This is a genomic window from Amycolatopsis dendrobii (assembly GCF_014145675.1).
Taxonomy (GTDB): Bacteria; Actinomycetota; Actinomycetes; order Mycobacteriales; family Pseudonocardiaceae; genus Amycolatopsis; species Amycolatopsis dendrobii.
This window is the reverse complement of the sequence record NZ_JACGZW010000013.1, coordinates 270,766-297,340: the sequence shown is the minus strand read 5'-3', so window position 1 is coordinate 297,340 and position 26,575 is coordinate 270,766. Positions and strand designations below refer to the sequence as shown.

Genomic DNA, 26,575 nt, shown 5'->3' with positions numbered 1-26,575 from the left:
GGGCATGCTCGGCCGCGCTCCCCGACTCCCGCAGGCGAGCAAAGCACCAGCCAACGCAGTCGGAGCCTTTCCCTGCAACACTCGAGAGCCCGCTAGGCGAGCGCGGAAGCCTGCACGGCTGCCAGGGCGCTCCGGCCGCGGGCGTGCCGGTTCCGGCTCAGGCCGGCGAGGTTGCTGCTTCGCCGTGCCGGAACCCGATCCGGCGGCGCCGGAGGAGCGCCTGGGTGTAGTCACTCGGCGAGCTTGCCCTTTCCCAGCGGACGAATCCGAGGTTGCCGAGCACCGCGGCCCGCGCCTCGGTCCAGCCTGCCGCGTTCAGGCAGGCTCCGGCGACCGCGAGCCGTTCGACCCGGCGCATGCACATCCGGAAGTACCCGCGCAACGCGCCGGAGAGCCGCCACGCCATGGGCCGCGGCCGTCGGCGAACCGCACAGCGGCGGCGAGGTTGCCGCGTTCGGCGTCCAACCACGCCGACGCCTCGCCCAGCCCGGCGAATTCGGCCGAGGCACCGGAAGCCGGCAATCGCAGCAGATGCGGGTAAAGGAGGCGGGCGGCACCGTCCACCGCTGCCAGGTACCAGTCGTGCAAGCGGCGAAGCGCCCGCTCGCGGTCCGCGGCGGATTCGCGCCGGCCGGCTTGCTCGGCGGCGTAGCGGCGAAGAAGGTCGTGGAAGCGGTATCGGCCCGGCACGTGTTCGACCAGGTGCGCGGCGGCGAGCCGGTCCAGCAGGGCGAGCGCGCGCGGCGTCTCGACTCCGGCCAGCGCGGCCACGGCCTCGGCGCCGAAGTCCGTGCCGGGAACCAAACTCAGCAACCGGAACACCCGCCGGGCGTCGGCGGGCAGGGCGGCGTAGGACAGGTCGAAGGCGGCCCGCACCGCGGTCTGCTCGTCGCCCGGCACCGCGAGGGCGGCGAGCAGGTTGTCCTCGCGCAGTTCCGCGACGTACTCCCCGATGCCGGAGCCGGGCCGGTCGGCGAGGTTGGCCGCGGCGATCCGCAGCGCGAGCGGGAGGTGGACGCACACCTCGGCGAACTCGGCGGCCGCCGCCGGTTCGGCCCGAACGCGCCCGGGGCCGAGGACGCCTTCGAGCAGTTCGACGGATTCGCCGGGGCTGAGCACGTCGATCGTGAGCCGGCACGCGCCGTTCACCGCGACGAGACCCGTCAGGCGGTCGCGCCCGGTCACCACCGTCGCGCACCCGGGTCCGGCGGGCAGCAGCGGCCGGACCTGGTCCGGGTTCACGGCGTTGTCCAGCAGGACCAGGATCCGGCGGTCGGCCGTCAGGGTCCGGTAGAGAGCCGCCGCGGTCTCCGCGTCGGGAGGTACGCGATCCGGCGGAATCCCCAGCGCGGCCAGGAATTGCGCGAGGATTTCGACCGGCGCGGCCGGGGCGCCCGGTGCGTGCCCGCGCAGGTTCGCGTACAACTGCCCGTCCGGGAAGCGGGCCCGGACGCGGTGGGCCCAGCACACGGCCAGCGCTGTCTTGCCGACGCCCGCCGTGCCGGAGACCGCGGCGATGCCGCCGGACAACAGACCGTCCAAAAGCGACAGTTCCGCTGCCCGGCCGACGAACCCGCGTGTTTCGGCCGGCAACTGCTTCGGAACCCCGTGCACCGGAAGGGGTTCAGCGGACACCGCGGCCACCGGGTCGCACAGCACGGCCGCATGCGCGGCCCGCAGTTCGGGCCCCGGGTCGATCCCGAGCTCGTCCACGAGCCGTGTCCGGATCAGCCCGTAGAGCCGGAACGCCTCGCCTCGCTGCCCGAGCGCGTGGTGGGCCCGGATCAGGAGAGCCTGCGCTGCCTCGTCGAGAGGTTGCTCCGCGGCGGCTTCGGCGATGCCGGGCAGGACCTCCGCGGCGGCCCCGGTGTCGATCATCGCCTTGGCGTACCGGCAAAACGCTTCCCGGCGTTCGGTGAGCAGCGAAACGACCTTCGGGTGGCCGGTGAGCGGCGGCAGGTCGGCCAGCGGCCTGCCGTGCCACAGCCGGAGCGCCTCGCGGAGCGAGGCCACGACGCGGGCGGCATCGGCGTCGCGGTGCGCGTCGTTCGCCTCGGCGAGGAGTTCGCGGAATCGCCACAGATCGACGTCGACGGCGTCCTGCCGCACCGCGTAACCGCCGCTGACATGCGGCAGCACCCCGCTGCCCGCTCGCGGCGCGCGCCCGGGTTCCAGCAGCCGCCGCAGGTGCTTCACATGGGTCTGGACCACGTTCACCGCGCTCGGCGGCGGCCGGTCGCCCCACAGCGCGTCCACGAGGTCCCGCCGCGCGACGGTGTCCCCGCCGGCGAGCGCGAGCAGTCCGAGCACCGCGCGCCTGCCGGGCGGGCCGAGCGCGAGTTCGGTGCCGTCGTGCCACGCCCGCAGCGATCCCAGCACCTGGATGCGTACCGATCTCGTCGCCACCGCGGCCCCCAGCTATCGGTTGCCGGACCCAAAGTAATGGGCCTGGCAACCGGAACACAAGAAAGTGGCTCCGCACGGGCTAAAATGCCGCCGACAGCCGGGGGGCACGCCGCCGAGTTTGCCGAATCATGTTGCGGGTACACGGGTTCACCGGTAACGGCACGCCGTCCAATCGCCGTCCAGCAGCCGTCCAACAACTCCTGATGAGGTATTCGCAGACGACTCGCGTCGTCGAATCCACCATTCCCGAAAACGTGCCCCGAATCGGACAGGAAAAGAGACGGAAATGAAAAATCGTGCCTGGAAGGCATGCTCCCGCGCAGTGGTGGCGATCGCAGTCGGCGTCCTGGCGCTGACCGCCGGAGCGGCGGCGGCTTCCGCGAGCCCGGCCGGCGGGTCCGCGCTCGACGCGGTCCACAGCCGGTTCGACCCGGTCGCCAGACCCGCCGCCCCGCTCGACGGCGACGTCACCGCGTTCCACGGGTTCAGCACCTTGCAGAACCTCGTGGTCCAGTCCCACGGCTTCGATCTCGAAGGCGAGATCCACGGCAGGCTCCGGACGTTCAACTTCAAGAGCCTGTGGCAGGTCTACAACCTGCCGTCGTCGGACAGCTGGAAGATCTGGGTCGTCAGCTTCAAGCACGACAGCAGCCGGAGCGTCCTCAAGGAGGTCTTCCACAGCGAGCAGCTGATCGACGTCAACATCGACGTCAAGTTCCGCGTCTCGGCGGCCAACCTGCGGGGCGTGTCCAGCCTGCGGATCGGTTTCGAGACGCTGCGGCTGCAGCTCGACGGGCAGACCAAGGACTTCACGGTCGTCAACGGAGCGTCCGGCGGGGCCAAGGACCAGAACAACAACGACGTCCCGGTGGACTTCCAGCAGGTCTGACCGGAGTTCCCAGGAGTCGGCATGTTCTTCGAGAAAGCTCGGACTCTGCTCGGCAACTGCGCCGCGACCGTCGCGACGACCGCGGCGATCCTTGCCGCCGGCGCCCACTCCGCGTGGGCGGACGGGGCGCATTTCGTGCCGGAGGCCACCGAGGTCGGCTGGGACGGCGTCGTCGCGACCGTCTCGTTCCGGGAGGTGGATGTGGCGGTGAAAGGCGCCACGACGATTTCCGCCAAATTGACCGCCGAGGTCAAGGCGATCTGCACGAAGGGCGAATCGACTCTCGACATCCGCGCGTCCGCGACCGGCCTGATCGCGAAGGACTACCCGGTCAAGAACGGCGTCGTCGCGGGGGTCGCCCAGTTTCCCGTCGAGGTGAAGATCACGCACGATCCCGGTTACACGTGCGTGCTCCTCCACCGGTCGATCACCGCGTTCCTCGAGGATTTCCGGACGGGCGCCACCCTGGTGCACCACCAGGGCTGACCTTTCCTCCGCACAGAACGGCCCCTGGCCGGGGTTGCCCGGCCAGGGGTCTTGTCGCGCTTGTTCAGTTGTGGACCGTGTTGCAGGCGCCTTCGTGCCCGCCGCCGACATAAGCGGTGGCGCAGTAGTACCCGCGAGCGACGTAGCCGCGCGGCCACCAGTACGCGTAGTGGTGGCCCGGGTACGCGGTGAACCAGCCGCTGTCGACGATGATGCCGCCGGGCCCGTTGATCTGCAGGTCCATCCCGCCGGAACGCCGGACGTAGGTGTCGTTCTGCATGTGGTCGACGTAGAGCCCGGAACCTTCGATGTCGAGGCACACACTGGGGTCGGAACCGGCGCAGCCGTAGGACGAATGCGGTGTCACGACACTGCCCGGTGCGGCCCCCTCGAAGATCTCGAGCGTTCCGCGGGCCGAGGTGACTTTCTTGACGAGCACCGCGCCGTCAGCGTGCGGCACGGCTGCGTTCGCCGCGGCCACGTCCCCGACCGCGGCGACAGCCGTGGCGACCGCCGCGATGCCGACAGCGGCAGCGGCCCGGCGAGCGAACAGAGAAACGTTCTTCATGGACTCCCCAAATTTTTCGAGACAGCTTCACGGAGAGGACCGGGCATTCCTCAGTCCTCGTCGGTCGTCTTCGGGCGGAGCGCCCCCGCCGCCTCCGCCGCGATCGCGACCGCTTCGGTGTCGGCCGACGTCAGTCAGCCTGTCGGCGCCCGGTTCCCTTGCGGTACCCAGCCGGTACCCCGCCGGCTCACCGGGTCGGCGCGGCCAGCCGGGTGCGGAGGAGGTCGGCGTCGGGGTGGTGCAGTTCGTCGAGGATCAGCACGGCCTCTCGCCAGCAGCGATGTGCGGCGCGGACGTCGCCCGCGGCCTGGTGGGTGTCGCCGAGGCGGACGAGCGTGTCGGCCCGCGGATGACGACTGCCCAGTTTCCGGTACAGGGCAAGGGCGTTCTCGTAGCAGGCGACGGCTCGGCGGTGTTCGCCGAGGTTGTGGTGGGCGACGCCGAGGCTGTCCCAGGTATCCGCTTCGCCATGCCTGCTGCCGACCGCTCGGTGCAGTTCGAGCGCCCGGACGCAGGAGCGCAGCGCTTCGGCGTGCTGGCCCAGCTGGGTCCGCATCCAGCCGATCGCGTTCAGCGCTTCCGCTTGGCCCGCCCGGTGGCCTGCCGCGCGGAACAACGCGTAGGCGGCATTGCCCTGTTCCAGTGCTTCCGGGTACGAGCCTTCCGCGTACGACACGATGCCGAGGTTGTTCAAGCTGCGCGCCTGGCCGACGAGATCGCCGAGCCGCCGGTCCAGTTCCAGCGCGCGGCACAGGCTGGCCCTGGCTTCCCGGTAACGGCGAAGCCGGATGCGGGCGCGGCCCAGTTCGCGCAGCGACCAGGCTTTCCCGCGCAGATCGCCCGCGTGTTCCGCCGCGGCGACGGCGACCTGCTGCGTGGCCTCCATCTGCGCCCAATGCCCGGCACGAATGCAGAAACTGGCCACACTCCCGGCGAACTGCCAAGCGTGGCAACCGAAACCGGCTCCGGCAGCGCATTCGGCGACAGCGGGAAACACCGGACGCTCGGCGGTCAGCCACTGCCAGGCTTGCTCGTCGTCGGCGAGCTCTTCCACGACGGCGCCCGGCTGGGGTTCGGCGAGAGGCAGCCGGTCGTTGGGCGGGTTGATCAGCAGGGCCGCGGCGTGCGCGGTGTGCAGGTAGTGGTCGAGCATGCGGTGCACGGCCGCGCGGCGCGTCTGCTCGTTGTCTTCGTGGTGCGCCGTTTCCCCCGAGTACGCCCGCAGCAGATCGTGGTAAGCGAACCGGTTGGCGCCGGGTTCGGTGAGCAGTTGCGCCCGGGTCAGCTCGGACAAGGCGGCGCGGGCGTGCTGGCGCTCGGTTCCGGCCAGGCTGGCGGCCGCGGCGAGCGAGATCTCCGGGCCGGGATGCAAGGCCAGCAGCCGGAACATGCGCGCCGCCGCGGCGCCGAGCGTCCGATAGGACCAGGAGAACACCGCGCCGAGATCGACACTGGCGTCGCCGGCGTCCAGGCCGCGCAGCCGATCGCGGACGTCGTGCAACTGCTTCGCCAGCTCGGCCAAGGACAACGCGGGGGCGAGCGCGGCGCGGGCGGCCGTGATGCTCAGCGCCAGCGGCAGATGCGCGGACAGCTCGATCAGGTCGTGCACCGCGTGCGGCTCGGCGGCCAGCCGTTCCGGGCCTAGCCGGCTCGCCAGCAAGTCACGGGCTTCGGCGGCGGTCATCAGGTCCAGCGGGACCGCCCGCGCCCCTTCGCTGACGACCAAACCGCCGAGCCGGTCGCGGCTGGTGACGACGGTCAAGCACCGCGCCGAGCCCGGCAGCAGCGGCCGGACCTGGCCTGCGTCGCGCGCGTTGTCCAGCACCACCAGCATCCGCCGCCCGGCGAGCTGGGACCGGTACAGCGCCGCCTGTTCGGCCAGTCCGGCCGGGATCCGCTGGGCTGGCACTTCGAGCGCGTCGAGGAACCCCCGGATCGCCTCGGCGGGCCGGACCGGCGGGCCGCCGGGATCGAAACCCCGGAGGTTCACGTAGAGCTGCCCGTCGGGGAACCGGTCCGCGACCTGGTGCGACCAGTGCAAGGCCAGCGCCGTCTTGCCGACGCCCGCGGTGCCGTTGATCGCCGAGATCACCACGACGCCTTCGCGGTCGAGCAACCCGGTGAGTTCCTTCAGCTGCGATGCCCGGCCGGTGAAACCCGCCACCGCACAAGGCAGCTGCCGGGGCACCGCGCCCCCAGGACTTGCCTCGGGCTGCGGGACCGGTGCGGCCGCGGCGGAATCGTTGCGCAGGATCGCCAAGTGCAAGCGTTGCAGCTGCGCACCGGGCTCCAACGCGAGATCGTCGGCCAGCTGTTCCCGGATGCGCCGGTAAACCTCCAGCGCCTCGGTCGACCGCCCCGAACGGTGCAGAGCCAGCATCAGTTGGCCGACAAGTCTTTCCCGCAACGGATGTTCAGTGACCAGAGGCGCCAGCTCGGCGACCAACGCCGCGTGCCCGCCCGCCGCCAGGCCCCATTCGATGCCGTCCTCGACCGCGGCCAGACGGCTTTCCGCCAAGCGCGTCGCCTGCGCCGTCAGGCAGGGCGTGACTCCGCTCAGCGCCGGGCCCCGCCACAGCCGAAGCGCCTCCCGCACCGCTTCCGCCGCGCCGGCCGGATCCGTCGCCGAGAGCCGGCGCGCGCTCGCGATCGACGAGTCGAAGACGCCGACGTCGACCTGGTCCGCCTCGGCGTCCAGGAGGTAGCCGCCCGGACAGGTGGCGATCACCTCGCCGAGCGCGCCGCGGAGCCGGGACACCAGCTTGATCACCTGCCGGCGCGCCGACGTCGGCGGATCCCCTTCCCACACCGCGTCGACGAGCGCGCCGACGGACACCGCCCGCCCCGGGCACAACGCCAGAGCAGCCAGCACGGACAGCTGATGCCGGCCGGAGACCGCCAGCCGGTCCGGGCCGCGCCAGACCTCCACCGGTCCCAGCAGCCGGAACTCGAGACGATCGGCAACGCCCAACGGTCCCCCTCGCGCCCGGCCTTTCCGACAAGGCCGCCGAACCGGACCGGCGACTCCGCGCCGGAACCGACCTCCAGCAGGAGCGGCGGGACGGCGCCCAGATACGGGTCCGTTCGGGTGAAGTCCGGCGGTGACTGGGTGTTGCGGGCGAAGGTACGGGGTGACGGTGACGTTCTCGCGCGCGAACACCGATGGCAGTGCGCGCTCTCGCGGGTTCCGGCGGATGCCGGACAATCTCGACGGATCACCGTCGAAGCAGGCTTCCTGGTACTGCTGGAAAACGCGGCGGATGAATTACGAGCTCAGCTTTTCGACCAGGTCGGCTCCCCGCTCGGCGCCGCTTTTCCGTTCCCGCAGGCTGACGCCCATCCGGTTCGCGGTGGACAGGATCTGTTCGTCGGCGGCTACCTGGTCCACGGTGGCGCGCAGGAGGTCCGCCGTGGTCAGGGCTGGATCGAGGCGCCTGCCGACTCCCAGTTCCTCCACCTGCCGCGCGGTCATCTCCTGTTCCGGCATGTGCGGGACCGCGATCAGCGGAACGCCGAAATAGAGGGATTCCAGCGTCGAGTTCATGCCGGCGTGCGAGACGAACGCCGTCGCTGCCCGGAGCACGTCCAACTGAGGGAAATGCGGCCGGATCTCGAAGTTCGCCGGGACCGGGCCGAGGTCCGCGGCATCGATGTCCCGGCCGACGGACATGGCGACCTGCCAGTCGCTGTCCGTGAAAGCCTCGATGCACTGCCGGAAGAAACCGGCCTGCTGGTTGAACAGCGTGCCGAGCGAAACGAACAGCAGGGGCTGCCCCTGAGGCCGCCACTGCCCGGAATCCGCTCGCCGGGTGATCGAGGGGCCGAGGAACGCGTACCGCTCGTCGAAGGATTCCGCGTGCGGCTGGAATTCCCTCGGCAGAAAGACAAGATTCAGCGGAGCCGGTTCGTCCAAAACCATGCGGTACCGTCCGGTCAGGCCCCGCTGTCCGGCGAACTCCTGCAGCCGCTCGTCGAGGTGTGCGACCGGGGATTCCGCGGCCGCGCCGCCAATCATGGCCGTGCGCAAGGAAAAAGTCTCATTGCTCGCGTAGGTGGGGCACAGCGCCGCGAACGGCACACCGAGCTGCTCCGCGACCATGGCACCGACCGGTGCCATGACGTCCCCGCAGATCGCGTCGAGTCGTTGCCCCGCGAACCGGTCGCACAGCACGTCGAAACTCCGCGTCATGCTCGCCAGCGCGCTCTCCCGCTTGGCTGCGATGGCCGCGGAATCTGGCTGGCCGTTGCGGATCGACGGCATCCTCGACACTTCGAACGGCACAGCGGCCGGCTCGGCTCCGGCCGCGCGCACCGCGGCGTGGAACGGCTCCGCGGTGGCATAGCTGACGCGGTTGCCGCGCCGGACCAGTTCCGCGACCAGCGGCAAGGTCGGGTTGACGTGCCCGTGCGCGGCCACGCTCACGAAACCGTAGTGCTTCCCCATAGTCCCCCTCCTGACTTGCCCCCCCACGCGGTCACAACGACAGTACCAAAAAAGTGGAAGTCACTGTCAAAAAAGAGTGAGTTCCATTTTATCGCCGGCAAGGAGCAGCTAGGGAGTTGCTCGGCTTGTCAGGAGGCGCGGGAGGGCAAGCCGCTCAGCGGCCGCTGCCGTGCGCCGGCACACCGGCGCAGCCGGGCATGCCGGATTCCAGCAACTCGACGACCCTGGCGCTCGCCCGCGGGTCCTCGCCCGATTCGGCGATGCCGAGATAGAACGCGCCGACGCAGGCGCCTGCCGTCACGCGCACTTCGAAATCCTCGGTCGATCGACCGAGCCGCCCCGCCAGCAGACCGGCCAGCAGGTCCACGCTGCGTCCCAGTTCGACCATCATCGCGCCGCGCAGTTCGGGGTCGGTGCGCAGCAGCAGCCTGCGCTCCCTTTCGAACTGCCGTTCCTCGGCGGGCAACGTCGCCACCACCGCCTCGCCGGCGCGCAGGAAGGCGGTCAGCGCGGAAAGCTCGGGCGGTTGCGCCTGGAACGCCTCGATCAGGGCCGGATCCAGGTCGTCCGCCAGCACCAGGTCTTCTTTGGTCGGGAAGTACCGGAAGAACGTGCTCGGCGAGACCTCCGCCGCGGCCGCGATCTGCTCGACGGTCGTGTGCGGGTAGCCCTTCTCGCGAAAGAGGCGGAACGCTTCGGTCCGGATCGTCTTGCGAGTGCGCGCCTTCTTGCGTTCGCGCAGGCCATGGGGCAGGTCTCCGGACATGGGCCGATTCTGCCACGTCCAGCCCCGGCGTCCCGGGACATGGAGATCACCGGGCGGTGCCCCTCGGTGCCGCAGAATGTCCGCCGCCAACCAGCGACCGTCACTACCGGGCGCCCGCCAGCCGTTCCAGCTCCGGCACGATCTGCGCGGGCGCAGGGATTTCCAGCACCTCCGCACGCACCTTCTCCGCAGACGCGGCAAACGAAGGCTCGTCAAGCAACCGCGACAACTGCGCCCGCAGCTGCCCGGCAGTCACCTGATCATGTTCCAGCACCAATCCTGCCCCTTGACCGGCCAGCAGGTCGGCCAACCCCGCCTTGTCCCACATGTTTCCCGGGATCACCAGCTGCGGCACCCCGTGCACCACGGCGTTTCCGATCGTGCCCGCGCCGCCGTGGTGGAGCACCGCGGTGCAGGTCGGGAGGAGGGCGTCCAGCGGGACGAAGTCGAACAGCCGCACGTTGTCCGGCACTGCCGACGCCGATCCGGCTTGCCGGGCGGTCAACGTCGCGATCACCTCGACGTCCAGGCCGGCCACCGCGGCGAAGAGGTCGCCGGCCGAGAATTGGTCGTCGCCCCACAGGTCGCGGCGGGACATGCCCAGGGTGACGCAGACCCGGCGCCGGGCGGGCGGTTCGGACAGCCACGACGGCACCGCCGAGGGGCCGTTGTAGGGGACGTGCCGCACGGGGAGGTAGTCCGCGCCGGTCGGGAACCGGGTCCACGGCGGGAGCGGGTCCAGGGTGCGCTGGCCGAGGACGAGTTCCTCGTCGAACGCGCAGCCGTGCCGTTCCAGCTTGCCCGACAGCCATTCCGCCATCGGGTCGGCTCCCCCGGCGCCGCCCAGGCCGGCGAAAAGGGCGCGCATGCGGGCCCAGTGGTCGAGGCCGAAGAGCATCCGGACGTGCGCGGCGCCGGTGACTCGCGCGGCGATCGGGCCCATGTACGTCAAGGCGTCCCAGACGACCAGGTCCGGCTGCCAGGACCGGGCGAACCCGACCAGGTCGTCGAGCGCCGCGTCGCTGGAGAGTTCGTCCAGCGCGATCGAGCACCACGTCGTGAACACGCCGCGGACGTAGTCCAGGGTGAGCCGGTCCTCCCGGGTCTCGGTGATGTCGAATTCCCAGTCGAAGACGGTCTTTCCGGCGGGCCGTTCCTGGTCGTTGCCGCTCCGTCCGCCCAGGTTCAGCACCGGGCCGACCGCGACGGCGGGCAGTCCGGTCGCGACGATCGCGTCGGCCAGGTCCGGCTGCGCGGCGACCCGGACGTCGTGCCCGGCCGCGCGCAGCGCCCACGCCATCGGCACCAGGTTGTACAGGTGCGCGTTCGCCGCGAACGTCGTGAACAGAACCTTCATGCCACTCTCCCCCGCGGGCGGTGCGATCCGGAACGCGGCAAAACATACCGATCAGTCCGATTTCGCCTCCACCCCTAGCCGGCTGGCTAGGGGCGACGCCAAAAGCCGCGTCTGCAGTTCGATCGTGAAGCGCTGCACGGGGTCGTCGAGGTCGACCGCGCACAGTTCTTCGATGCGGTGCAGCCGGTAGCGGAAAGTGTTGCGGTGTATGCGAAGGGCGGCTGCGGCGCGGGTGGCGTCGCCGCCGGCGTCGAACCAGCAGCGGAGTGTGTTCAGGTACTCGGCGCCGCGCGGGGAGGAGTCGCGGCGGAGGACGTCGAGGGAGCCGTCGAGCAGGGCTGGGCGTTCGGCGGCGAGTTCCGCGAGTTCGGAGATCAGGACGTGCGGGAGCAGGTCCGTCAGATGGGCGGTGGCTGGTGCGGTCAGGACGCGCGAAGCGTGCCGGAGCGGATCTAGTTCGGCGCGGATTTCGGCGGCGGTGGCGCAGGGGCGGCCGAGGCACGCAACCAGCGGCGTGGTCGTCGACGCGCGCCGTCGCAGGCGTTCGGCGAAATCGGCGGGTCCCGGATCAGGCGTCGAGGGGAACAGGACGAACAGGAGGGAACCCAGTGTCGCCGTCGCCGCGTTCGGGTTCAGCATCCGTGCGCAGCGGGCCAGCGCACCCTCGCGATCGGGAGTGATCTCGCCGAGGGCGGCGAGCCGCCATCGCCGCGAAGTGCCGAGTCGTTCGGTCAGCGCTTCGAGCGATCCCGGACCGGTCAGCAGTCCGCGCAGGAGTTCGGCGCGGATGGCGTCCTCGTCGTCTCGCCCGGCGGGTTCGTCGATGAACCAGGCAGCGGCTGCCGCCGACAGGTCGCTCAGCACCTGCGCCACGGACGTCTCCCCCCGCGGCGCGCACAGGACATAGCCGCCGATCGTTGTGCCGGAGCGGATCGGAGCGGCCCAGCGCGGGCCCGCGTCCGGGAGGTCGAGGCGCGCGACGCTTCGCACCTGAGCGAGGCGCTTCCGCAACTCCGCCGGAACACGCCGGGCGAGCACCATTTCGCTGGTGAGCGCGTCCACGGATTCGCCGCAACCGAACGCGAGTACGCGGAAGGCCGCGTCGGTGACCACGACCGCACCGCCGAGTGCGAGGGCCGCGCTTTCGGCGAGATCGCAAAGACCGGCCGCGGTCGGCGTCACGCCGCCGAACCTGGCACCGGACAGCAAGGATCGCACTACCGTGCCGATCTCCGCCCATTCGATCTGTTCCGCCGCCACGAGAACCGGCACGGCGGCGGTCGCGAGGTCGGCTTCCGCCGGCAGGGCGCCCTCGCGTACGACGAGAGCTGCGGCTCCCGCCCGACCAGCAGCGGTCAGGGCTTGCGCCAGGTCGTCGGCGGCCAGGCGGGGGTTCGTCATCAGCACCAGCTGATGACGGCCCGGCAGCCGGGCCGGGTCCCACGGGATCGCCCCGGCCAGCGGACGGTCCAGGCCCGACGCCGGCGCCGCCACGCTGAACCAGCCGCGTCGCGCGCTGACCAGGAGCGGCAGCCGGATCATCCCGTCCGGCGGAGGGAGATCGGCGGCGATCGGTTCTCCTGGCCGGGTGCCGACTGCCGTCATCGGGCCGCTCCTTCCGTCCGCGCCACGCTGCGTCGGGGGAAGGCTAAGCAGCGGCCGGAGCGCCGTCAGTGGGCTCACCGCACTGCGAAGACCGCTCGGCAGGGCTCTCAGCCCAGCCCGCGCAACCGAGGCAGGAGATCCTGCCGGGCCAGGTCGAGGAAACGGGCTTGATCGTCGCCGGGCGCGTGCAGCACCAGGTCGGTGAAGCCCGCGTCGACGTACGGGCGGATCCGTTCGACGACCTCGTCCGGATCCGAGGAGACGATCCACCGGGACGCGATCTGGGACATCGGGAGTTCGTCGGCGACGCGTTCCATGGCGACAGGGTCGGAAATGCCGTGCTTCTGTTCGGCGGTCAGCGACAGCGGTGCCCAGAACCTGGTATTCGCGACGGCCGTCTCGGCATCGGTGTCGTAGGACAGCTTGATCTCGATCGAGCGCGCGACGTCCGCGGGTGCGCGGCCGGACTGTTCGGCTCCGGCGTCGACAGCGGGCTGGAGCTTCTCCGTGTAGAGCTCCATGCCCTTGCCGCTGGTGCAGATGAAGCCGTCCGCCGTCCGTCCGGCGTATTTCGCCACCACCGGACCGCCTGCCGCGACGTAGACGGGCACCGGGTGCGGCGGACGGTCGTAGACGGTCGCGTTTTCGGTTCGGTAGTACTCGCCGTCGAAACTCACCCGCTCCTCTGTCCACAAGCGACGGATGAGGTCGATCGCCTCGCGCAGGCGGGCGAAACGTTCCTTGAAGCCGGGCCATTCCATGCGGGCGACCGCGACCTCGTTGAGCGCTTCGCCGGTGCCGAGGCCGAGCAGGACGCGTCCGGGAAAGAGCGCGCCGAGCGTGCCGAAGGCCTGCGCCACCACGGCCGGGTGGTAGCGGAAGGTCGCGGTCAGCACGCTGGTGCCGAGCCGGACCCGCTCGGTCCGCTCCCCCGCCGCGGCGAGCCAGGCCATCGAGAACGGCGCGTGCCCGTGCCGGTGCCGCCAGGGCTGGTAGTGGTCGCTCACCAGGACCGAGTCGAAGCCCCGCTCTTCGGCGAGGACGGCCAGGTCCACCAGGTGACGCGGCCCGAACTGCTCGGCGGATGCCTTGTAGCCAACGGTGATTCCCGCGGTGCGTGTGTCCATTCCGGACACTCAACCCGGTTGGCGGCACGAGGTCATCGTGCACGGCGGACGAAGGGCGGTTCGCTGTCTTGTGCTCGACGTCAGCCGGGTTCGTCCCAATCGATGCCCGCCGCGCGCGTCGCCAAATGCACCGCCAGCCGGTCGTCCGGATCACCCAGATCGACCGGCAGCAGCTCGGAGATCCGCTCCATCCGCTGCATCACCGTGTTCCGATGAACCCCGAGCGCGGCCCCAGCGGCCTTCGCCGAAGACTGGAAATCCAGGTAACAGCGCAACGTCCGAACCAGACCGCCAGAAGGATCCGCCTCTTCCAGGGGAGCGAGCAAGTCGGCTGCCGCACCGCGCAAGGGGGCCGAGCCGTACCAGCCTGCGATCAGTTTCCGGGCGCTTCCGGCGTCGATGTGCTCGACGACCGCCCGGCGGTGCGAGGTGTGGGCCAGCAACGCCGCGCGGCGCGCCTGTTCGGCGGAGCGGCCGATGCCCGCCGCTCCGGTGTGCGCCCGGCCCACCCCGGCGCACAGCCGCAAGCCCGGATGCTCCGCTTCGACGGCGGCGAGCGTCCTGGCGAGCCGGTCGAGCAACGGGCCGGGATCCTCGGCCCGCGCGTCCGAAGTCAGCCAGAACAGCCATCCTTCGGCGCGTTCGACCAGCGTGGCGGCGACGCCGTGCTCGGCCAGTTGTGCCTCCAATTCCGTGCCCAGCGCGGACATCCGGAGTGCGGACGGCACAGCCGCCGCCTGCACCTGGACCGCGGTGTGCCGTCCGGCCAGCCGCCAGCCGAGTGCGGTGGCCCGTTCGACGGTGCGGCGTCCCGGTTCGCCGGGCTGTTCGAGGATTTCGCTGAGCAGGAGCGAACGGCGCCGGTGTTCGCGTTCGTCCCGGACCGCCTCCCCGGCCACGTGCACCGCGAACGACAGCGCCGCGATCGCGATCGCGCGCCGGACCGGTTCGAGCAGCACTCCGGCGGCGAAGCGGGGCCGTCGCACCGCGATCCAGTAGACCGCGGGTCCGGTCGTGACGACCTGGACCGGGTGCAGCATCAGCTCGCCGTCGGTCCCGACGGTCAGGGCGACCGGCCGCGAATCGGCCAGCAAGGCGGGGTCGGCACAGCTGACGAGCAGCGCGTGTGCCTCCGGAGCACCGGCCACGAAACGGGCTTCGGCATCGACGAGCGCGACCGGTTCGCCGAGCGTCGCCGAGAGTTGCGTGGTGAGCGCGTGCGCGTCGGCGGGCGGGCGCTGGAACCGGCGGGACGCGTCGCCGAGCACGCGCAGGCCCGCGATTTCCGGGGCGCTGACGTAGGGCTCGAACGCGGTGATCACCCCGGTCGGGGTCATGTCCTCGACGCCGATGAGCGGCAGCGCCAAGCGGTCGGCGAGCCTGCGGGTCGCGAACGGCACCGGCCGGTGCGGGCGGGCCGCGATGATCCCGGACAGGCCCGCGCTGCCCGCCAGCCGGATCGCGAGGTCCGCGGCGAGATCGTCGAGAACGAGCTGTTCCCGGCCGAACACGGCGACGCTGCGCGGCGCGAGTTCGGCGATCTCGTGCACCGCGGAACCCGCGACGACCGCCCCGACGGGCCTCTTCAGCCCGGTCTCGCCCGCGAGCACCTCGCAGTGCCCGATCAGGTCCAGGTCCAGCAGCTGGGCGAGGGTCACCGTCATGGCGCGGCCGGTTCCAGGATCGGCCCCACCGCGGTCGTCTGGAGGCGCGCGGCCGGCACCGGAACGTAGGTCATCAGCGCCTCCTTCACCGGGGTTTCCCGCAGGGTGCGCGGATCGGCGCCGGCGCGGACGGCGGCATCGCGGGCCAGCTGGCGGGCGCGGGCCGCCGAATCTTCGCGTCCGCCGGCGCCCTGCCAGAAGATCCGGTCGACCGAGCCCGCCGCTTCCGCGCCAGCCGCGCCCGCGGCGGCCGCGAGATCGCCGTCCGGCGGCCGGATCGCGTCGGGCAGGGACCGGTCTCCGACGAGCACGACGGGGAGATCGGCGGATCCGTACCGCGCGCGGGCGACCGCCGCGGCGACGGACATCGAGCGATCCGCCACCGTCAGCCGCGGAAGCCGCGAGCCGATCCGGACGCCGCCGAATTCCCGGTGTGCGCTCGATTCGGGGAGCAAACCACCGCGGGTCGTCCCGACGACGGTCTGGTCGCCGGTCGCGTCGGCCACCACGGCCGCGGGCACTCCGGCCAGCCGGGCGGCACCGTGCAGCAACGCCGCTTGGGCTGCTCCGAGGCAGGCCGTCGCGTGCCGCTGCGCGGCCGGCTCGGGCAGCACGGTTCCGTTGCCGCGCACCAAATACAGCTCCGCCGCGGGATTGTGGTTCCGAACCGCGGCGCCCAGTTCGCCGATCCGGGCGCGGGCGGACTCGGCCAGGGCCGCGTCGAGCACGGCGGTGTTCTCCCGCTCCAGCAGCCCGATCGCCTCGGTCTCGCTGCCTTTGAGCACCGGGACGTCCGGCCCGAGCACGTCGGCGAGGACGGCCGCGGCCCGCTGTTCGTGGTCGGGATTCTCCAGCCCGTGGACTCCGGCGACCGCGACCGCGCGGACGGTTCCGGCGCACCGGCGGGCGAATTCGGTCACCGCGGCGAGATCCAGCGGAGCCGATGCCGTGCCGTCGTATTCGTGCCCGCCCCGCACCATCGCGACCGGTCCCGCGAGCGCGCCGGACAGCTCGACCGGCCAGCCCACGAGCGGCGGCAGCGCGGTCGCGCCGCCGATGCGCAGGACGCCGACGCGAGATGCCGCCACGGCGGGCACGGGCTCCGGCAGGATCGCCACGACCCGGTCGACCGCTTCGGCCTCGACCTCCGCGAGGAGCGCGTCGAGCAATCCCGGCGGCGAGCCGGTTCCGGGAATTCCTCGGTGGGACGCCACGATCCGGCCCGCTTCGTCCAGCGCCACGGCGCGGGCGGCGACGGCGTCAATGCCCACTCGCAACCGGCTCATCGGACACCGGCCAAGGGCGTCGAACCGTCGAACCGCACCGGGTCGACGGCGTAGCCGAACGCGCGCGGCCCGGCCGCCGCGTGCCCTTCTGGCGTGTGCCACCGGTCGTCGACCGGGCTGGCGATCACATGCACTTCCTGGCCCGCGACCAGGTCGACGGTCTGCGTCAGCGCGCCCGTGTCCGCGTCCGCGACGCCGATCAGGTCCGGGACCGTGGCCAGCACCGTGCCTTCCCGGCTGACGATCAGGTTCTCGTTCTGGAAGTCGATCCGCACGAAACCCGCCGGGGTGTCGAGGGAAACGACGCCGCGCGGCCAGCCGTCCGAGGAATGCTGCAGGACCTCGGCGACGGTCCCGGTGCACACGAGGCGCCCGCCGCAGGCGCGCAGGTACGCGTCGGTTCCGGCCTCGGCGAGCGCCGCTCCGATCCTGGCGCATTCGCTGATCGACCCGACGGCGCCGAGCCGCGCGCAGTCCCCCGCGGTCACCCGATACGCGCTGATCAGCGCCACGAGCCCCAGCGGCGGCAGCACGGCCCGCACCAGCTCGCCGAGCACCGCGTCGGTGCCTTGGCTGAACTCGGCGACGATGCCCGAGCCGCCGACGACGGTGATCGGCGAGGCAGAGAACCCGGCCAGCCGCAGCAGCGTCAGGTCGATCGAGGGCAGCGTGCGGCGCATCAGGTCGAGGTCGAGGCACGGCAGCCCGAGTTCGGCCGCGACTGTCAGCGGGACGGCCACGTTCACGCTGCCGAGCTGGATCGGCAGGACCGCCGCGCACTCGCGCCCGGCGCGTGCTTCGACGGCTTTCCGGAGCGTCTCCGCCTCGGCGGTGCTGTGCGCCTTCTCGACGAGCGTGTGCGGGGTTCCGCCGGACACCACGGGGAGGACGAGGGCGTCCGGGTCCAGTTCGCCTGCCGTGCCGAGCGGGATCGGCCCATGCCGCCGGACGGCCGCGACCAGGAGCTGCTGCGCCAGGTACGGGTCGCCGCCGCCTCCGCTCCCGAAGTGCACGGCTCCGCGCACCACGTCGTCGATCGCGGACTCGGCGACGTGCTCCATGTGCCAACCTTAACCGGCGTCGTGGCTGCTCAGGCGGTCGCGACACCCCGGAAACCGGCATACAGCCGGGCGAACGCGCGGGCGGCGGCGGTCAGTTCGGCGACCGGCACGTACTCGTCGGCGGTGTGCGCGACCGTCATCGACCCAGGCCCGTACACGACCGTCGGGATGCCGAGCCGATTGCGCAGGAACCGGGCGTCCGTGCCGAGTTTCAGCCCGCGCACCGGCGCGTCGTCCGCTGCCCGCCGGACCTCGGCGACGAACGGGTGTTCCGGGTCCAGTTCGGAGCCCTCGGCGAAGGCGAGCACGTCCGCGTCGTAGTCGAATTCGCCCGCGGCGTCGATCAGCCCGGTCACGGTGGCCAGCGCCTCGTTCCGGGTCTGGCCGGGCAGCACCCGCCGGTCGATCCGCAGCCGGCATTCGGCGGCCACGATGTTGACCGCGGTGCCGCCCGCGATGGTTCCCGCGTTCGCGGTGGGCGTGCCCAGGAGCGGATGCGCCCGGTCGCCGAAGTCGGCGAGGTGGAGCGCCGAGACGATCCGCGCGGCGTCGGCGACGGCGGAGTGCCCGGCCGCCGGATCGCTGCCGTGCCCGGCCCGGCCGCGCACCACGATCTCCACCATCAGCGAGCCGCGCTCGGCCACCCCGACCCGCAGTTCGCTGGGTTCGGGCACGACGGCCGCGTCGGCGTGCACCAGCCCGGCCGCGACCAGCGCCTCGGTTCCGGCCCGGCCGCCGGTCTCCTCGTCCGCCACGAGGTGGAAGACGACATTCGCGGGCGGCACGATTCCGGCGTCGCGGCAGGCGCGCATCCCTTCGAGCGCCGCGGCGATCCCGCCCTTCATGTCGCAGGCGCCACGGCCGTAGAGCAGCCCGTCGCGCACCAGCCCGCCGAACGGCGGCGCCGACCAGTCCTCTTCGGACACTGGAACGACGTCCACGTGCCCGTTGACCAGCAGCGTGGGGCCGTCGCCGGACCCGATGCGGCCCAGGATCGACGGACGGCCCGGTTCGGGCTCGAAAATCTCGACCTCGGCGCCCAGCTCCGCCAAGACCCGGCACAGCGGTTCGGCTGCCGGCCGTTCCCCGCCCGGCGGGTTCTGCGTGTCGCACCGGATCAGGTCCGCGGCCAGTTCGGTCACCCGCGCGGCTCGGACGGCGGCTGCGGCGTTCATGCGGGCTCCTCGAGGTGTGCGGTCATCGCGGCGAGGGCTTCGGCGTCGAGAAAACCCAGCGGGGCAAGGCCTTTCGCGAATCCCAGCAACGCGGGCCGGAACGCCGCCACCTCCGCGAAGAGGCCGGCGGCCTCCCGGCGCCGTCCGGCGCGGGCGAGCAGAATCGCGCGCCAGAAGTCGGCCTCGCGGTTGTCCGGCCCGATGACCTCCGCCGCTGAAGCGAGGCCGCTCAGCCGTGCGTCCAGCTCGTCCGGGGCGACGCCCTCGAACGGACCGAGCGTCAAGCCGCGCGCGAACATCACTTCGCCGACCGCGCCGAAGGCCCGCGAACGCGGAAGCAGCCGGGACAGTTCGGCGAGCGGGTCCGGGTGGTCGTCGACGCGGAGATCGACGACCACCTCGTTCCACGGCGTCGGACCGCGTCGGCCGGACACGACCAGCAGTGCCGCCGATTGGGCGCCTCGCACGTCTCCCCCGGCGCCGTCCGCGGCCTGAAGCCCGGCGAGGATACGGTCGGCGAGGTCGCCGTCCGCGGTCTCGAAGGCGGAGAGCGCGGCCTGGCACACGCCTGGAGCGGCCAGCATATTCCCTTGCACCGTAACCTGATGCCCGCGCGCGGACCCGGTGTGCGGCGCGCACGACTCGCCGGTGTGGGCCCCCACCGAGCCTCGCGCGTCGACGATTCCCAGCTGGCGGTATGCGGAATCCGGGTCCCCGGCCACCAGGATATCCACAGTGGACGGTGCGGGTACGCCTGCGCGCAGCAACTCCAGGCCGCGAGGTCCATAATCGACATTGACGAACGCCTGGGTGGCCACCGCGCCGACGCCCGCCTCGGCCCGCGGCAGCAACGTGCCGACGCCGAAGAAGTGGGTCTGGGCCCCGACCCCGAGACATCCGGTGACCGGATCGCGCGCGACGATCGAGTACGTCACGAATTTCCTTCCGCCCGCGCGAGGTGGTCCCGGAGGAGGTCTGCCACCTGGCCGGTTTCCTCGAGCATCGGCAGGTGACCCGTTCCGTCCAGCTCCTTCGCGGCGCCGCCGGTGGCTTCGGCGAGTTCGCGCGACATCGCGGGCGGGCACGTCGGATCCTCGGTTCCGGCCACCGCAAGCACCGGAATCCCTGCCGTGGCAACCTTTCCCGCCAGGTGCCGGATGTCCGCGCCGAACGCTCCACAAAGGATTTCCGCGACCACGCTCGTCGGCCGGGTGCCGACGGCTTCCGCCATCACCTCCCGGACTCTCGCCGAGTCGCGGTGTTCCCGGCCGACGATCTCGGGCACCTGACCGGCGAAATACCCGGCGGTCCCGGCTGCCTCGAGTTCGCGCACCATCGCGGCGATCGCTTCGGCCGGAACGCCGGTGCCCAGCGTCGAACCGAAGGTCGCGACGCTGCGCACCCGCCGGGGGTGCAGGGCGGCCAGCGCGACGCCGATCGTGCCGCCGAGCGACCCGCCGGCCAGATGCGCCTCGTCCAGGCCGAGAGCGTCGAGGACCGCCAGGACGTCCGGCACGTAGCCGTCTTCGACGGTGAACGGTCCGGTCCGCCCGGAGTTCCCGTGCCCGCGCAGGTCCGGAGCCACGACGGGCCGGTCGAGCCGGGCGGCGACGTCCTCCCAGACGACAGCCGCGGAGTTGATCGGATGCAGGAGCACGAGCGGGACGCCCGGCCGGTCGTCCGCCGTGCGCAGCACTGACAGCCGGCCGGTCGGCCCCTCGACGCTGACGCGATGCAAGACCCTGCTCATTCCGTACCGTGCTTGGGCATCTGCGGGTCCTGGACGCTGACGTGCATGTGCCAGATCCGCCAGTCCGGACCGCCCTTGCCGTCGTCGCGGCGGAAGAACTCGGTGGTGCGGAACGGGGTCGGGACCGCGTCCTGCCGGCCGGGAGCCAGCACGTCCGCGGTTCCTTCCGCGGTGAGCAGCGCGACGTCGCCGAAAACCTGGACGTCCGGGCCGACGGTGTCCTTGATCGCGGTGATGCTCAGCCCGATCTTCGCGGCGTTGACCCACAGGCGGTGCTTGTCCAGCACGCCGTGGTAGGTGTGGCCGTTGAGGTTGAACTGGTGGTAGCCGCCGCCCTCCGGGAAGTACCGCAGCATCCGGTCGGCGACGAGGCCGATGTTCGCCTCGTACCAGCCTTGGTGCACTTCGAGGATCCGCTCGAGGTCAGTGCTCATGGGTCGTGCCCTTTCCGTGGGTGAATTCGCCGGTCAGTTCTCCGACCGCGGCGAGAGTTTCTTCCGCGCCGTCGGCGACGACGGTCGCGATGGCGACGTTGTCCGCGCCCGCGTCGAGGTATTCCTTGAGGCGGGCCCGCGCGGTGTCCTGCCCGCCCACGACGCCGAAGACGTCGAGCCACTCGTCCGGCATCTCCGCCGCGACCGTCTCGGGACCGCCGCGGGAAAGCAGGTCCGCGAGCTGCTCGTTGGCGCCGACCGCACCGAACAACGGCCCCGGGCCCGTCGCGGCGAGGTAAAAGGCGAGAACCGCCTTGAGCGCTTCCCTCGTGGCAGCCGCCTGTCCCGGATCCCGCGTCACGTTGGCCGCGGCAAGGACGGTGATCGTGATGCGCTCGTCCCGCCCGGCTGCGCGCGCGGCCTCGTCCAGCTTGCGCCGCGCGCTCCGCACGTACTCGACCGGTGCGAGCGCGCTGACGAGCAGGCCGTCCGCCAGCCGGCCGGTCAGGTCGAGCCCCTTGTCCCCGAGCACCCCGGTGAACAGCGGCACCGGCCCGGCGACCGGATGCGTGAGCGCGACCTCGCGGAAGGCGGCGAACCGGCCCTCCTCGTTGATCGTCTCGCCGTGCAACAGCCCTCGGACGGCGGTGAGGGTTTCGCGCAGGGCGCTCATCGGCGACCGCTGGGTCAGGCCCATCTGCGCGGTCCAGGCCGGGACGCCGTGCCCGATCCCGGGCATCAGCCTGCCCGGGTATGCGCGGGCCAGCGTGCTGATTTCCATGGCCAGCAACGCCGGATGCCGGACGACCGACGACACGACCCCGATCCCGACCGGGACCCGCGACGTCGCTCCGAGCGCGAGCGCCGCGCCCGCGATGCCGCCGAGGAAGAAGTAGTCCTCCGGCAGCCACAATTCCCCGAAACCGGCGGCTTCCGCGGCCGCGGCCTGTGCGCCGATCTGTTCGGGCGGAGTGGTGCTGCCGAGCAGCACTCCCAGCCGGCTGCGGGAAGGGTGGGTCATCGGCGGGCTCCTGTCGTGCGGGCTGGATCACAACGTTGGGCTCGACGTTAGGAACCGCACCGGTCCCGGCGCTTCGGGCACGGCGACGAAACGGCCGAAACGCGACAGTGCACGGTGCACCACCGACGCGCCGGTTTTCTGCCAAGGTGGAAGCAGCAGGAAGGCGGAGACGATGCGCGAGCGACATTGGCGGACCTGGCTGTCAGCGGCGATGCTGGGGCTGTGTCTCGCCGCCTGCACCAGCCCCGTAAGCCGGCCGGAACCCGCGCCCCCGACCACCTCCGCCCCCAGCGGGAGTTACGACCCGGCGCGGTTCGCCCCCATCGTCTGGACCCGGGCGAAGGAGGCGGGAGCATCCCCTCGGCTGGTCATGGCGATTCTCTTCAACGAGTCGTACAAACCGCACGATCCGGCTCTCGAACGCGCCTGGCAGCGGCTGAAACCGGGTGCCGCGTTCGGGGTGGCGAACATGCACGAGGCGACCTTCAACGCGACGAAGAAGGGCCGCGCGTTCGCGGGACGCTCGTGGGACCAGCTGCCGGACGACCCGGACCTGGCGATCCAGGCGGAATCCTGGTACCTGCACGACCTGGCCGGGCAACTGCCCGCACACCGGTCCGGCTCGATCACCCCCGACGAACTGCTCGCGCTCGGCTACAACGCGGGGCCGGCCGCGATGAAGAGCTTCGCGCGCGGGACCAAGCCGGGCGCGCAGGCTCAGTCCTATTTGGACAATCTGCGCGAGAACTGGGCCAAGGCGGGCAAGGCACTCGGCGAGCCGTGAACGGCTTCACGCCTCGCCGGAAGACGGACGTCCGGCCCCGGCCCGGACCGGCGTCACCGGACGCGGTTCATCTCCTCGGCCAGCGACTTCGGCCGCAGATCGGTCCAGTGCTCCTCGACGTAGTCCAGGCAGTCCTGGCGGCTCGCCTCGCCGTGGACCTTCGTCCAGCCGCTGGGCACGGCCGCCGAAGCGGGCCACAGCGAATGCTGCCCCTCGTCGTTGGCCAGCACCAGGAACACGCCGTCTTCCTGATCGAACGGGTCGCTCATCGCCAGCGCCTTTCTCGCGGTTGCGCCCTTTCTAGCGGAGCACCGCGGACGGCAGCCAGCGTTCAGCACCGCGCCGCTTCCCAGTCAACCGGGGAATCGTCCTCCAGCAACGCCGCCAGATCCGACCACGCCGCCGCATACATCCGCGCGAAATTCGCCACCGGCGACGCACTGTGGCTCGGCACCGAACGAGCGTGCTCCGCCCACTCGCCCATGCCCCCGGCATGCCGGTCGAGCCACCGCAGCAGGCCGCGGCCGGTTTCGCTGAAGCGCAGCGCCGGGTCCCGCTTCATCTGTTCCAGCGACTGCCGCAGTTCCTCCGCCGACACCTGCCACGCCCGGCTCTCGGCGGCGGGCCGCTCGCGGGCCCTCCGCTGCGCGGGCACCGGGTCGTCCCCGGCCGCCAGCCGGCGCCGCACGTCCTGCACGGTCGCGGGCGAAACCCCGGCCCGGCGCGCGATCGAGCGCAGCGAGGCCTGCGGGTCTTCCGCCAGCAGCTTCCCGGCCAGCCTGCGGCCCGCCGCCGCGTCGACCGGCCTGCGGCGGCCGTCGCGGCCCTCCCGCTTGTTCGACTGCCGATCCTCGTCGGTCGAACGCTCGCGCAGCGCCGCGACGGTGCCCGCGGCCAGTCCGGCCGCCGCGGCGATCCGCCGGTTCGACCACTGCGCGTGCGAGGCGAGGATGCGCTGCGCGGCCGCCCGCCGGTCCGCCCGGGTCAGCGGCAGCCCGTGCGCGGTGTTGAGGCACACCGACAGCACGAACGCGTCCGCCTCGCTGCCGCGGTAGCAGCGCGCCGCGACGTGCGTGTTCCCGCGTGCCCGCGCCGCGCGCACCCGGTGCGCGCCGTCGATCACGCGCATCGAGGGGACGTGCACCAGGATCGGCGGCAGCTCTCCGTCCGCCTCGGCCAGCGCCTCCACGTGCGCTTCGTCCTCGCCCGCCCGCCGCGGCGAACCCGCGACCGACAGGTCCGCGACCGCCACCGGTTCCACCGGGCATCCGTCGAGCTCGGCCCGGACCCAGTCCGCGCAGCCTCCCGACGCACCGCCATCCGCCCGCATCATCGGCACCCCACAGGACTCGTCGGTTCCCGGAACTAGAAGGGAAAACTCGTGGTTCGAGGAATCCGGCGGACGCGGCGCCGGCACGCTCCCGGCGAACGGCCCCCAGGCCCCAGACCAAGCCATGTCCCCCCGAGCCCCCGGGCCCCGCCATGTCAAGGCATGCTCACAATCCGAGACTAGCAACGGGATTCCCGCCCCCGCAACAACGGTCGCCCCCTCCACGCAGCGTCGCCGGAGCGGCGAACCGACTAGGCTGTCCGAGTGATTCGCGTTGCGGCGAAACGACAATCGCCGTCGCGATCAGTCCACCCTGGACACGACGCGCGGGCTCGGCTAGGAACGGGAGGATGATCGACCGGACCGAGGAGGATCCGCCGTGACCGCACCGACCGGCCCGCTGGCCGGGCTCCGGGTCCTCGAACTGGCCGGGCTCGGGCCCGCGCCGCACGCCGCGATGCTGCTGGCCGATCTCGGGGCCGACGTGGTCCGGATCGACCGGCCCGGCGGCGGTTTCGACCTCGCCGGCGGGCAACCGGACCACCTGCTGCGCGGCAGGCGGGCACTGGTCGCGGACCTGAAGTCGGAAGCGGGGCTCGCACTGGCGCGTCGTCTCGCCGAACGCGCGGACGTGCTCCTCGAAGGGTTCCGGCCGGGCGTGGCCGAACGCCTCGGCATCGGCCCGCACGACTGCCTCGCCCGCAACCCCCGGCTGGTCTACGGCCGCGTCACCGGCTGGGGCCGCACCGGCCCGCTCGCCGACCGGGCCGGCCACGACATCAACTATCTCGCGCTCACCGGCGCGCTGCACGCGATCGGCACCGGCGACCGCCCCGCGCCCCCGCTCAACCTGATCGGCGATTTCGGCGGCGGCTCGCTGTTCCTGGTCGCCGGGGTGCTCGCGGCGCTGTGGGAACGGGAGCGCTCGGGGCTCGGCCAGGTGGTCGACGCGGCGATGATCGACGGGACCGGGCTGCTGATGCAGATGATCTGGATGCTGCGCGGCTACGGCTCGTGGCAGGACGAACGCGCGGCCAACCTGCTCGACGGCGGCGCGCCCTTCTACGACACCTATACCTGCCGCGACGGCCGCTGGGTTGCCGTCGGCGCCATCGAAGCACAGTTCTACCGCGCGCTGCTCGAAGGACTCGGCCTCGACGGCGAAGACCTGCCAGCGCAACAGGACCGGGACGGCTGGCCGGTGCTGCGCGCGCGGTTCGCCGGCGTGTTCGCCGCACACCCGCGCGACCACTGGGCCGAGGTCTTCGAGGGCACCGACGCGTGCGTCAGCCCGGTCCTCTCGCTCGACGAGGTCGCCGCGCATCCGCACCACCGGGCCAGGGGCCGGTTCTTCACCCGCGACGGGATCCGGCAGCCCTCGCCCGCTCCGGAGTTCTCCCGGACCGCCGCCGCCACTCCCGCCGCGCCCCCGCCGCCCGGCGCGCATCACGAAGCCGTGCTGCGCGACTGGGCCGTCTGAAAGAGGAATTCCATGCCCGCACTGGGGAACTACAGCGCCGCCGACGTCCGCGCGGCGGTCGGCATGCCCGCGGCCGTGAGCGCGGTGCGCGAGGCATTCGCCGGGCTGGCCGCCGGGCATTTCTCGCAACCGCCCCGGCTCGTCCTCGGCACCGACGACCAGGCGGTCATGGTGATGACCGCGCACCACGGCCCCAGCGGCGCGGCCGTGGTGAAAACCGCGGGCGTGGTGCTCGGCCGCGATCCCGCCATCCTCGCCACGCTCGTGTGGACCGACGACGGCGGCCAGCTCACCGCCGAAGCGGGCGCGGTCACCGCCTTGCGCACCGGCGCCGCGGCGGGGGTCGCGACCGACCTGCTGGCCGCCCCGGACGCGAACCGGCTCGCCCTGCTGGGCGCCGGAGCCCAGGCAGCCGACCAGGTCCGCGCGGTGCTGGCGGTCCGGAAGATCAGCGAGCTGACCGTGTGGAACCGGACCGCGCGGCGGGTGGGGCCGTTGCTGGACGAGCTGTCCGCCGAATTCCCGGGGCTGCGCGTGCGTGCGGCCGGGAGCGCGGCCGAGGCGGTGGCGGGCGCCGACGTGGTGTGCTGCGCGACGTCGGCTGAGGAGCCGCTGTTCGAGCTGTCGGCGTTGCCGGAACGCGTGCACGTCAACGCGATCGGCTCGTTCCGCGCGTCCATGCGCGAACTTCCCGCCGAATTGCTCGCCACCGCTTCGACGGTGCTGGTCGACCAGTTCGCCGCGGCCGCTGACGCCGGGGAGATCCGGCATGCGCTGGACCGTGGGTTGCTGGAACGCTCAGGGGTGCTCGACCTCGGGAACGCGCTGGCGGAGCCGCCGGAGGCGACTGGGCGGACGGTGTTCAAATCGGTCGGCGTCGCCGCACAAGACTGGGCCATCGCGCGGTTGCTCGCACAGCACGCCCGCCACTGAGCAAAACCC

At 72.1% G+C, this 26,575-nt stretch carries 24 protein-coding genes; 5 read left to right on the top strand and 19 right to left on the bottom strand.

The features are described 5' to 3' along the window. Window positions 1-157: 157 nt before the first annotated feature. Together H4281_RS45905 and H4281_RS35305 are read right to left on the bottom strand one after the other, a co-directional pair. Window positions 158-358: a hypothetical protein gene (locus tag H4281_RS45905; RefSeq protein ID WP_246412528.1), complete on the bottom strand. Its 201-nt coding sequence runs from the start codon at window positions 356-358 to the stop codon at window positions 158-160. After that, window positions 316-2,406, bottom strand: a complete 2,091-nt coding sequence (locus tag H4281_RS35305; protein WP_312872239.1) for an AfsR/SARP family transcriptional regulator — start codon at window positions 2,404-2,406, stop codon at window positions 316-318. Before H4281_RS35305 ends, H4281_RS45905 begins: the two co-directional genes overlap by 43 nt. A 322-nt stretch (window positions 2,407-2,728) precedes the next feature. Here H4281_RS35305 and H4281_RS35300 point away from each other — a divergent pair, with 322 nt between their 5' ends. Both H4281_RS35300 and H4281_RS35295 read left to right on the top strand, forming a co-directional pair. Then, the gene (locus H4281_RS35300; protein WP_182895199.1) at window positions 2,729-3,295 is read left to right on the top strand and encodes a hypothetical protein; all 567 of its coding nucleotides are present in this window, start codon (window positions 2,729-2,731) and stop codon (window positions 3,293-3,295) included. A 21-nt stretch (window positions 3,296-3,316) separates the two neighbouring features. Continuing rightward, window positions 3,317-3,781: a hypothetical protein gene (locus H4281_RS35295; protein ID WP_182895198.1), complete on the top strand. Its 465-nt coding sequence runs from the start codon at window positions 3,317-3,319 to the stop codon at window positions 3,779-3,781. A gap of 64 nt (window positions 3,782-3,845) precedes the next feature. On the opposite strand, the gene H4281_RS35290 is transcribed toward H4281_RS35295, so the two are convergent. From H4281_RS35290 to H4281_RS35225, 15 genes are all read right to left on the bottom strand, one after another. After that, complete coding sequence (locus tag H4281_RS35290; RefSeq protein ID WP_182895197.1) at window positions 3,846-4,349, bottom strand: hypothetical protein; 504 nt, start codon at window positions 4,347-4,349, stop codon at window positions 3,846-3,848. A gap of 187 nt (window positions 4,350-4,536) precedes the next feature. Further along, entirely contained in the window at window positions 4,537-7,320 is a 2,784-nt protein-coding gene (locus H4281_RS35285) for an AfsR/SARP family transcriptional regulator (protein ID WP_182895196.1), read from the bottom strand. 294 nt (window positions 7,321-7,614) lie between these two features. Further along, window positions 7,615-8,793, bottom strand: a complete 1,179-nt coding sequence (locus H4281_RS35280; RefSeq protein ID WP_182895195.1) for a macrolide family glycosyltransferase — start codon at window positions 8,791-8,793, stop codon at window positions 7,615-7,617. Window positions 8,794-8,947: 154 nt separating this feature from the next. After that, a complete protein-coding gene (locus H4281_RS35275) occupies window positions 8,948-9,559 on the bottom strand; it encodes a TetR/AcrR family transcriptional regulator (protein WP_182895194.1) in 612 nt (203 codons plus the stop codon). 103 nt (window positions 9,560-9,662) lie between these two features. Continuing rightward, window positions 9,663-10,916, bottom strand: a complete 1,254-nt coding sequence (locus H4281_RS35270; RefSeq protein ID WP_182895193.1) for an activator-dependent family glycosyltransferase — start codon at window positions 10,914-10,916, stop codon at window positions 9,663-9,665. Between the two features lie 51 nt (window positions 10,917-10,967). Further along, on the bottom strand, window positions 10,968-12,521 hold the full coding sequence (locus H4281_RS35265) for a helix-turn-helix domain-containing protein (protein ID WP_182895192.1): 1,554 nt from the start codon (window positions 12,519-12,521) through the stop codon (window positions 10,968-10,970). Between the two features lie 107 nt (window positions 12,522-12,628). Continuing rightward, entirely contained in the window at window positions 12,629-13,648 is a 1,020-nt protein-coding gene (gene fgd, locus H4281_RS35260) for a glucose-6-phosphate dehydrogenase (coenzyme-F420) (RefSeq protein ID WP_182895191.1), read from the bottom strand. A gap of 80 nt (window positions 13,649-13,728) precedes the next feature. Then, entirely contained in the window at window positions 13,729-15,312 is a 1,584-nt protein-coding gene (locus H4281_RS35255) for a helix-turn-helix domain-containing protein (RefSeq protein ID WP_182895190.1), read from the bottom strand. Next, window positions 15,309-16,583, bottom strand: coding sequence for a hydantoinase/oxoprolinase N-terminal domain-containing protein (locus H4281_RS35250; protein WP_312872238.1), 1,275 nt, complete (start codon window positions 16,581-16,583; stop codon window positions 15,309-15,311). The genes H4281_RS35255 and H4281_RS35250 overlap by 4 nt, the downstream gene beginning before the upstream one ends. Before the next feature lie 11 nt (window positions 16,584-16,594). Then, the gene (locus H4281_RS35245; RefSeq protein ID WP_182895188.1) at window positions 16,595-17,659 is read right to left on the bottom strand and encodes an S-methyl thiohydantoin desulfurase family protein; all 1,065 of its coding nucleotides are present in this window, start codon (window positions 17,657-17,659) and stop codon (window positions 16,595-16,597) included. Between the two features lie 29 nt (window positions 17,660-17,688). Continuing rightward, complete coding sequence (locus H4281_RS35240; protein ID WP_182895187.1) at window positions 17,689-18,834, bottom strand: M20 family metallopeptidase; 1,146 nt, start codon at window positions 18,832-18,834, stop codon at window positions 17,689-17,691. Next, complete coding sequence (locus H4281_RS35235) at window positions 18,831-19,769, bottom strand: DUF1028 domain-containing protein (RefSeq protein WP_182895186.1); 939 nt, start codon at window positions 19,767-19,769, stop codon at window positions 18,831-18,833. Before H4281_RS35235 ends, H4281_RS35240 begins: the two co-directional genes overlap by 4 nt. Beyond that, window positions 19,766-20,584, bottom strand: coding sequence for an alpha/beta fold hydrolase (locus H4281_RS35230; protein WP_220508282.1), 819 nt, complete (start codon window positions 20,582-20,584; stop codon window positions 19,766-19,768). The genes H4281_RS35235 and H4281_RS35230 overlap by 4 nt, the downstream gene beginning before the upstream one ends. Next, the gene (locus H4281_RS45260; RefSeq protein ID WP_220508281.1) at window positions 20,581-21,018 is read right to left on the bottom strand and encodes a nuclear transport factor 2 family protein; all 438 of its coding nucleotides are present in this window, start codon (window positions 21,016-21,018) and stop codon (window positions 20,581-20,583) included. The genes H4281_RS35230 and H4281_RS45260 overlap by 4 nt, the downstream gene beginning before the upstream one ends. Further along, window positions 21,008-22,039 (bottom strand): LLM class flavin-dependent oxidoreductase, encoded by a 1,032-nt coding sequence (locus H4281_RS35225; protein ID WP_182895184.1) that lies wholly within the window; start codon window positions 22,037-22,039, stop codon window positions 21,008-21,010. Before H4281_RS35225 ends, H4281_RS45260 begins: the two co-directional genes overlap by 11 nt. A 172-nt stretch (window positions 22,040-22,211) precedes the next feature. Here H4281_RS35225 and H4281_RS35220 point away from each other — a divergent pair, with 172 nt between their 5' ends. Continuing rightward, window positions 22,212-22,823 (top strand): transglycosylase SLT domain-containing protein, encoded by a 612-nt coding sequence (locus H4281_RS35220; RefSeq protein WP_182895183.1) that lies wholly within the window; start codon window positions 22,212-22,214, stop codon window positions 22,821-22,823. Window positions 22,824-22,876: 53 nt separating this feature from the next. Here H4281_RS35220 and H4281_RS35215 read toward each other — a convergent pair whose 3' ends face one another. Both H4281_RS35215 and H4281_RS35210 read right to left on the bottom strand, forming a co-directional pair. After that, on the bottom strand, window positions 22,877-23,092 hold the full coding sequence (locus H4281_RS35215) for an MbtH family protein (RefSeq protein WP_182895182.1): 216 nt from the start codon (window positions 23,090-23,092) through the stop codon (window positions 22,877-22,879). Window positions 23,093-23,154: 62 nt separating this feature from the next. Further along, window positions 23,155-24,084, bottom strand: coding sequence for a ParB N-terminal domain-containing protein (locus H4281_RS35210; RefSeq protein WP_220508280.1), 930 nt, complete (start codon window positions 24,082-24,084; stop codon window positions 23,155-23,157). 448 nt (window positions 24,085-24,532) lie between these two features. On the opposite strand from H4281_RS35210, the gene H4281_RS35205 reads away from it, so the two are divergent. Both H4281_RS35205 and H4281_RS35200 read left to right on the top strand, forming a co-directional pair. After that, entirely contained in the window at window positions 24,533-25,633 is a 1,101-nt protein-coding gene (locus H4281_RS35205; protein ID WP_182895181.1) for a CaiB/BaiF CoA transferase family protein, read from the top strand. A 12-nt stretch (window positions 25,634-25,645) separates the two neighbouring features. After that, window positions 25,646-26,566: an ornithine cyclodeaminase family protein gene (locus tag H4281_RS35200; protein ID WP_182895180.1), complete on the top strand. Its 921-nt coding sequence runs from the start codon at window positions 25,646-25,648 to the stop codon at window positions 26,564-26,566. Window positions 26,567-26,575: the final 9 nt, after the last annotated feature.

What these genes read in the sequence shown, in the direction of transcription:
- H4281_RS35270 (WP_182895193.1), bottom strand. Translation starts at nt 10,916, where the DNA reads ATGAAGGTTCTGTTCACGACGTTCGCGGCGAACGCGCACCTGTACAAC.
- H4281_RS35215 (WP_182895182.1), bottom strand. Translation starts at nt 23,092, where the DNA reads ATGAGCGACCCGTTCGATCAGGAAGACGGCGTGTTCCTGGTGCTGGCC.
- H4281_RS35220 (WP_182895183.1), top strand. Translation starts at nt 22,212, where the DNA reads ATGCGCGAGCGACATTGGCGGACCTGGCTGTCAGCGGCGATGCTGGGG.
- H4281_RS35290 (WP_182895197.1), bottom strand. Translation starts at nt 4,349, where the DNA reads ATGAAGAACGTTTCTCTGTTCGCTCGCCGGGCCGCTGCCGCTGTCGGC.
- H4281_RS35295 (WP_182895198.1), top strand. Translation starts at nt 3,317, where the DNA reads ATGTTCTTCGAGAAAGCTCGGACTCTGCTCGGCAACTGCGCCGCGACC.
- H4281_RS35200 (WP_182895180.1), top strand. Translation starts at nt 25,646, where the DNA reads ATGCCCGCACTGGGGAACTACAGCGCCGCCGACGTCCGCGCGGCGGTC.
- H4281_RS45260 (WP_220508281.1), bottom strand. Translation starts at nt 21,018, where the DNA reads ATGAGCACTGACCTCGAGCGGATCCTCGAAGTGCACCAAGGCTGGTAC.
- H4281_RS35245 (WP_182895188.1), bottom strand. Translation starts at nt 17,659, where the DNA reads ATGGAGCACGTCGCCGAGTCCGCGATCGACGACGTGGTGCGCGGAGCC.
- H4281_RS35230 (WP_220508282.1), bottom strand. Translation starts at nt 20,584, where the DNA reads ATGAGCAGGGTCTTGCATCGCGTCAGCGTCGAGGGGCCGACCGGCCGG.
- H4281_RS35265 (WP_182895192.1), bottom strand. Translation starts at nt 12,521, where the DNA reads ATGACGGCAGTCGGCACCCGGCCAGGAGAACCGATCGCCGCCGATCTC.
- fgd (WP_182895191.1), bottom strand. Translation starts at nt 13,648, where the DNA reads ATGGACACACGCACCGCGGGAATCACCGTTGGCTACAAGGCATCCGCC.
- H4281_RS35225 (WP_182895184.1), bottom strand. Translation starts at nt 22,039, where the DNA reads ATGACCCACCCTTCCCGCAGCCGGCTGGGAGTGCTGCTCGGCAGCACC.
- H4281_RS35280 (WP_182895195.1), bottom strand. Translation starts at nt 8,793, where the DNA reads ATGGGGAAGCACTACGGTTTCGTGAGCGTGGCCGCGCACGGGCACGTC.
- H4281_RS35255 (WP_182895190.1), bottom strand. Translation starts at nt 15,312, where the DNA reads ATGACGGTGACCCTCGCCCAGCTGCTGGACCTGGACCTGATCGGGCAC.
- H4281_RS35275 (WP_182895194.1), bottom strand. Translation starts at nt 9,559, where the DNA reads ATGTCCGGAGACCTGCCCCATGGCCTGCGCGAACGCAAGAAGGCGCGC.
- H4281_RS35240 (WP_182895187.1), bottom strand. Translation starts at nt 18,834, where the DNA reads ATGAACGCCGCAGCCGCCGTCCGAGCCGCGCGGGTGACCGAACTGGCC.
- H4281_RS45905 (WP_246412528.1), bottom strand. Translation starts at nt 358, where the DNA reads ATGCGCCGGGTCGAACGGCTCGCGGTCGCCGGAGCCTGCCTGAACGCG.